General features: G+C 70.7%; 5 protein-coding genes. 3 read left to right on the forward strand and 2 right to left on the reverse strand.

Translation table 11 applies throughout. The features are described from left to right. The first annotated feature begins 308 nt into the window (after positions 1-308). Together AC08OT_RS16220 and AC08OT_RS16225 are read left to right on the forward strand one after the other, a co-directional pair. Positions 309-434, forward strand: coding sequence for a hypothetical protein (locus AC08OT_RS16220; protein ID WP_476593888.1), 126 nt, complete (start codon positions 309-311; stop codon positions 432-434). Further along, complete coding sequence (locus tag AC08OT_RS16225; protein WP_476593887.1) at positions 431-1,498, forward strand: methyltransferase domain-containing protein; 1,068 nt, start codon at positions 431-433, stop codon at positions 1,496-1,498. Before AC08OT_RS16220 ends, AC08OT_RS16225 begins: the two co-directional genes overlap by 4 nt. A 237-nt stretch (positions 1,499-1,735) precedes the next feature. On the opposite strand, the gene AC08OT_RS16230 is transcribed toward AC08OT_RS16225, so the two are convergent. Together AC08OT_RS16230 and AC08OT_RS16235 are read right to left on the reverse strand one after the other, a co-directional pair. Continuing rightward, positions 1,736-2,986, reverse strand: coding sequence for a carbonic anhydrase (locus AC08OT_RS16230; RefSeq protein ID WP_476602990.1), 1,251 nt, complete (start codon positions 2,984-2,986; stop codon positions 1,736-1,738). Then, positions 2,901-4,355 (reverse strand): SulP family inorganic anion transporter, encoded by a 1,455-nt coding sequence (locus AC08OT_RS16235; RefSeq protein ID WP_476593885.1) that lies wholly within the window; start codon positions 4,353-4,355, stop codon positions 2,901-2,903. Before AC08OT_RS16235 ends, AC08OT_RS16230 begins: the two co-directional genes overlap by 86 nt. Positions 4,356-4,813: 458 nt before the next feature. Here AC08OT_RS16235 and AC08OT_RS16240 point away from each other — a divergent pair. Continuing rightward, the coding region (locus AC08OT_RS16240; RefSeq protein ID WP_476602991.1) for a phytoene desaturase family protein at positions 4,814-5,341 on the forward strand (528 nt) is incomplete at its 3' end.

Below are 5,341 nucleotides of genomic sequence, written 5' to 3' on the forward strand. Positions count from 1 at the left end.
ACGGCACGACCGACACTCAGCCGAAAACGGAGGGTGCCGCGACCGGAACCGACTGGACCTTGACGCACGTCTGCCGCCCGCTCTAGCGAGATCCACCGGATCCGGCATCCGCCGGCGTCGGCGTCAGGGTGTCGTGGCCAGCACGCCCGGATGCCGACAAATTTCTTAAATATTAAGAATTGTCAAGTTAGATCAGTTTCCCGGCCCGGCCGCGAGGCTGCCGCGGCCCCTTGACGCGCGGCACCGTCCGGATGGAATCATGGCCGTGGGCCCGAACCCCCAGATGGCCCCAGGTGAGAGGCGGTCGGGTGGGTAAGCACGCGAAACCGGTAGCCTGCCCGACCTGCAACGGCAGCGAGAAGATCACCGTGACCAGCGACGGCAAGAACGAGACCGTCTCCTGCGACGTGTGCAAGGGCTCAGGGAAGGCGTGAGCGTCCGCCGGGTGAACCGCGAGGACTTCATCCCGGATGAAATCTGGGTCCGGGACGAGGACGGGTTCTTCTTGGTCCCGCTCCGGCGCCAGGATGATCCACAGCGGTGGTCGAAGCTGTGCCGCGGCGACGACGGGATCACGACGCAGGTCGACGACGGGACGGGCAGGTACGACGATAGGGGCGTCATACCGACCAGTTCCAGCAGCGCGCCGTGGGTCATGGCCCGGATGCTTGACCTCCTCGATGTGCGGGACGGGATGAACGTCCTCGAGATCGGTACCGGGACCGGCTATAACGCGGCGCTGCTCGCCGAGCGGACCCCGACCGGCCAGATCACCACCATCGAGATCGATCCGGGAATCGCGGGGCAAGCCCGCGCGGCCCTCGCCAGAATCGGCCGTCCGGTGACGGTGGTCGTCGGGGACGGCGCGGCGGGGTTTCCCGGTCGGGCTCCCTACGACCGGATCATCGCCACAGCGTCGGTGGTTACCGTTCCCTACCCCTGGATCATGCAGACCCGGCCTGGCGGGCGGATCGTGCTGCCGTTCACGAGCGAGTTCGGTGGGGCGCTGCTGTCATTGACCGTTGCGGACGGCACCGCCTCGGGCCATTTTCATGATGAGGCGGGTTTCATGCGGCTGCGCGGCCAGCGGGCCGACAAACCCGTCTGGTGGCTCGGCGAGGACGACGCCGATGTCAGAACAACCTGCCGGTATCTGGATGAGCCCTTCGGGGACGCCGCGGCCGGATTCGCGGTCGGCCTGTGGCTGCCCGGCTGCACCACCGGGCAGATCGAGGAAGGCGGCCCAGCGAAAACACTTCTGCTGTCCCACGCGGCGTCACAGTCGTGGGCGTCACTGACCGCCGGGTCGGACGGGCAGTCGGACGGGCATGAGGTCACCCAGTATGGGCCACGACGGTTGTGGGACGAACTCGAAATGGCCTACGACTGGTGGGTGAACGCAGGACGGCCGTCCTGCACCCGCTTCGGGCTCACCGTCACCCCCGACGGTCAGACATCCTGGCTGGACTACCCGGAGCGGGTCATCCCGGCCTCGTGACCCCCGCGGACGAACCGCGCGACGGCGAACCGGCGCGACGGCGAATTGCCGAGAATTGGTAACGGTCTCCGGCCTTGAGACCGCGCCCAACCCTCGGCGACTCTCTGTCATCCAACGATCGACGTCATCCAACGGTCGACGTCGCCGACCATCGGTGCATCTCCGGGGTCAGCACTTCGGATCCCTGATCCCTGATCCCGGGCCCCGGGCGATCGGCGGCCCTTCACCGCTGCGGCATTACCGCGGCAGGCTGAGCCACCGGGCCCGCCGGCCGGCGGGCGGCGGTTGCTCGTCGGCAGGACCCGCGCCGACCGCGACCATGGGTGCGGGTACCCGCACCGGTGTGTCCCACCGGCGACGCGGGCCGGTCCCAATGACCGCCGTCGGCAACGCGTCCATCGGGTCGACGAACCGGCCGGTCGACTCCTCGAGCACCCAGATGCGCGCATCGGCGATGTCGAAGTACAGGCCGACGAGTTCTAGCGTGCCGCGTGCCAGGGCACGGCGCACGGCCGGATGCGCGCGCAGGTTCTCCAACTGCTGCGCCACGTTGGCGCGGCCCAGCCTTTCCACCGGGAGCAGATCCTCCGTGCCGGCAGGGGGCGTCCGCTCAAGCGAGGCGGCGGCGTGCGACAGCCAGCCCGCCAGGGCCGAGTCGAGCGCGCCGTCGAGCGCGCCGGACAACAACGCCTGCATGGCGCCACAGCCGGAATGGCCACACATCACGAGCGAGGGCACCCGCAGGACGTCGACGGCGTAGTCCAGCGCGGCGGTCACCGACAGGTCGCCACCGCGTCGCAAGGGCGCGTCCGGGTCGGATCCGGCGGGGTCGTCCACCGGGACGACGTTCCCGACATTACGGATCGTGAACAGGTCACCGGGACCGCTACTGGTGATGATGTTGGGAACAATGCGAGAGTCGGCGCAGGTGAGGAACAGGGCGCCGGGCTGCTGTCCCCCGGCGAGCTCGTCGAAGGTGCCCCGCAGGAGCGGGGCGGCCCGCCGGTGGAACTCGTTCACCCCGAGCAACATTGTGCTGACGTGCTGGACCGTCAGGTCGGGGGAGGCCTGCGCCGGGGCCGACGCCGCCGGGGCCGACGCCGCCGGGGCCGGGACTGGGTCCAGGTGAATCGCCGGCGGAACGACGCCGCCGGGCTGGGAATCCGACGACCGCGACTCCGACGAATGGGAATCCGACGGTGACGACGCGAGTTCCAGCTCCTGCCACTGCGACCAGGGCGCGAACCAGCGCGGGAGGTGCGGGACGACGGTGCGGCGCCGCTGCTCCGCGACCTCGGCCGGCCGGCGGAACCAGACCTGGCCGATCTCGTCGACGCTCACCGTTCCGCCGGACGCCTCGTGGTTCGCGCACCAGCCACGCAGATGCTCATAGACGGCGTGGTCAAGGTAGTCGACGATGAGTTCGATCGAGACGGGGGCACCGACGGGGATGCGGCCCAGGATCCGCGCGAGGCGGGGCAGGGACAAGAAGCTTCAGTGTCCCCTCGACTTCTACCTGCCAGAGCTCGTCGGTGCGGACCAGCCGGACACTCGACCACAGCACCCGGCGCAGGACCAGGGCGAGCGCGGTGAGCAGACCCAGGGCGACACCCTGCAGGAGGTCGAGGGCGACAACACCGACGATTGTCACCAGGTAGACGGGCAGCTCCCCGTGCCGGCGGACGTGGCGCAGATGCGCGACGTCGACCAGCCGCGCACCGACGACGACGAGCAGGCCGGCGAGGGCGGACAGCGGGATCCACTCCACGGCACGGCCCAAGAACACGGCGAACAGCAGCACCCAGACGCCGTGCAGGACGGCAGACTTCCGGGTACGCCCGCCGGAGGCGACGTTGGTGGAGCTGCGCACGATCACCCCGGTGATCGGCAGCCCGCCGACCAGGCCCGAGGCGAGGTTCGCCGAACCCTGCCCGAGCAGCTCGCGGTCGAGGTCGACGCGCGGCCCCCGCCAGCCTCGGGTGGTGGCAAGCTGGTCCACCGCGACGGCCGAGAGCAGGGACTCGACGCTGGCGACGATGGCCACGGTGACGATGGCCAGCGCGATGCCGGACCAGTCACCGCGCGGGAGGCCCGGCAGGGCGACCGCGTCGAACAGGGACGAGGGCAGGTTGACCCTGGGCAGGTCGAAGCCCGCGACGGCGGCGAGCAGGGTGCCCGTCACGACCGCCGCGAGATAGGCGGGGATGGCTCGGACGGCGTTCGGCAGCCTCTTCGGCAAGCGGGGCCAGAGGAGGATCGTGGCGATGGTGACGAAGCCGACGAGGGTCGCGGAAACGTGCGGATCGACGATCGCCTCGGGCACTGCCGCGACGTTGTCCCAGGCGTGGCTCTCGGCCTGTCCGCCCAGCACCACGTGGAACTGGCCGAGGACGATCGTCAGCCCGATGCCGCCGAGCATCCCGTGGACGATGGCCGGCGAGACGGCCAGAGAGGCGCGGGCGACCCGGCAGAGCCCGAGCAGGATCTGCAGGATCCCGGCCCCCACGGTGATCAGGCAGGTGACGCGCCACCCGTAGGTGTGGACGAGGTCGGAGACGATGACGGTCAGCCCGGCGGCCGGCCCGCTCACCTGCAACGGCGCACCGCCGAGGGCGCCGGCGACGACGCCACCGATCACCGCGGCGAGGAGACCCGCGGCGACCGGCGCCCCCGAGGCGACGGCGATGCCCAGCGACAGGGGCAACGCCACGACGAACACGACCAGGGAGGCCTGGAGATCGGGGCGCAGGGGGCTGTGGTCACCCTGGGCCCGGCGCACGTGCTTGGCGGTGGACCCGGGCATGGGCGGCGAATGGCTGTGCCGGGACGGTGACGGCGGGGAAACCGAAGCGGTCATGGCATCCTCCTCGAGTTCGATGCGGCGGGACGGGTGTCTCGTCGGAGATCGGCCCCGAAGTATCACCGTTGGGGACGGTTTGCCGGCGCCCGTCGGACACCGCGGTCCGACCACATCCGACGTCCATCCTGGACCCGCGGAAACGGAAAGTGACTGATTATGCACAGATCTCAACGCACGAGTCCACAGCTGAGTTTCCCTCTGTGACAGAAACCCCATTTATGAGTGATACTGGACACCTTTTATGGCATCCGCTCCCGGGCTCGGACCAGCGGCGCGACGGCGGCCCTGGAGCACGACTGGACGGGCGGGCATCACCTTCGGGCGGGTATCACGTTCGGGCTCGATGCCCGGCAGCGGCACGATCGTGCGTGGCCAGCTGCCGTCGGGTGGGGTACCCATCGACGGTCCGGATGGGCGAGGTTCTCCGGATGGAACCCGAATGGAAGAGGTGCGCGGTGAGCACGGACAGCTTCGACACGGTGATCGTCGGGGCCGGTCCAAACGGGCTGACCGCAGCCCTGACGCTGGCCGAGGCCGGCTGGCGGGTGCTCGTCCGGGAGGCCGCAGGCACTCCCGGTGGTGGGCTGCGCACAGAAGAGCTGACGCTGCCCGGCTTCCGGCACGACGTGTGCGCAACCGTCCTGCCGCTCGCGCTCGCCTCCCCGGCGCTGCGCGCCTTCGGCACAGGCCCGACGTCCTCCGCAGGCCCGACCCCCACCGCAGGCCCAGCCCCACGCCCGGCCCCGGCCGGGGGACTTCGGTGGGCGCATCCGCCGGTGCCGCTCGCCCACCCGCTCGACGACGGCCCGGCGGCGCTGCTGCGCCGCGACCTCAACGCCACCGCGGCAGGCCTCGCCGACCGGGACGGCGCCGATTCCGGCTGGCGCCGGCTGGTCGGCCCGCTGACGTCCGACGGCTCGCGGCTGGCCGAGGGTGTGCTGGCGCCGTTCGACCTGCCGCCCACCGCGCCCCTGGCCCTCGCC

Source organism: Frankia sp. CgJB1 (assembly GCF_977947065.1).

Bases quoted from the DNA above. Each gene is read 5' to 3' on its own strand.
- AC08OT_RS16235 (WP_476593885.1), bottom strand. From the start codon at position 4,355: ATGACCGCTTCGGTTTCCCCGCCGTCACCGTCCCGGCACAGCCATTCG.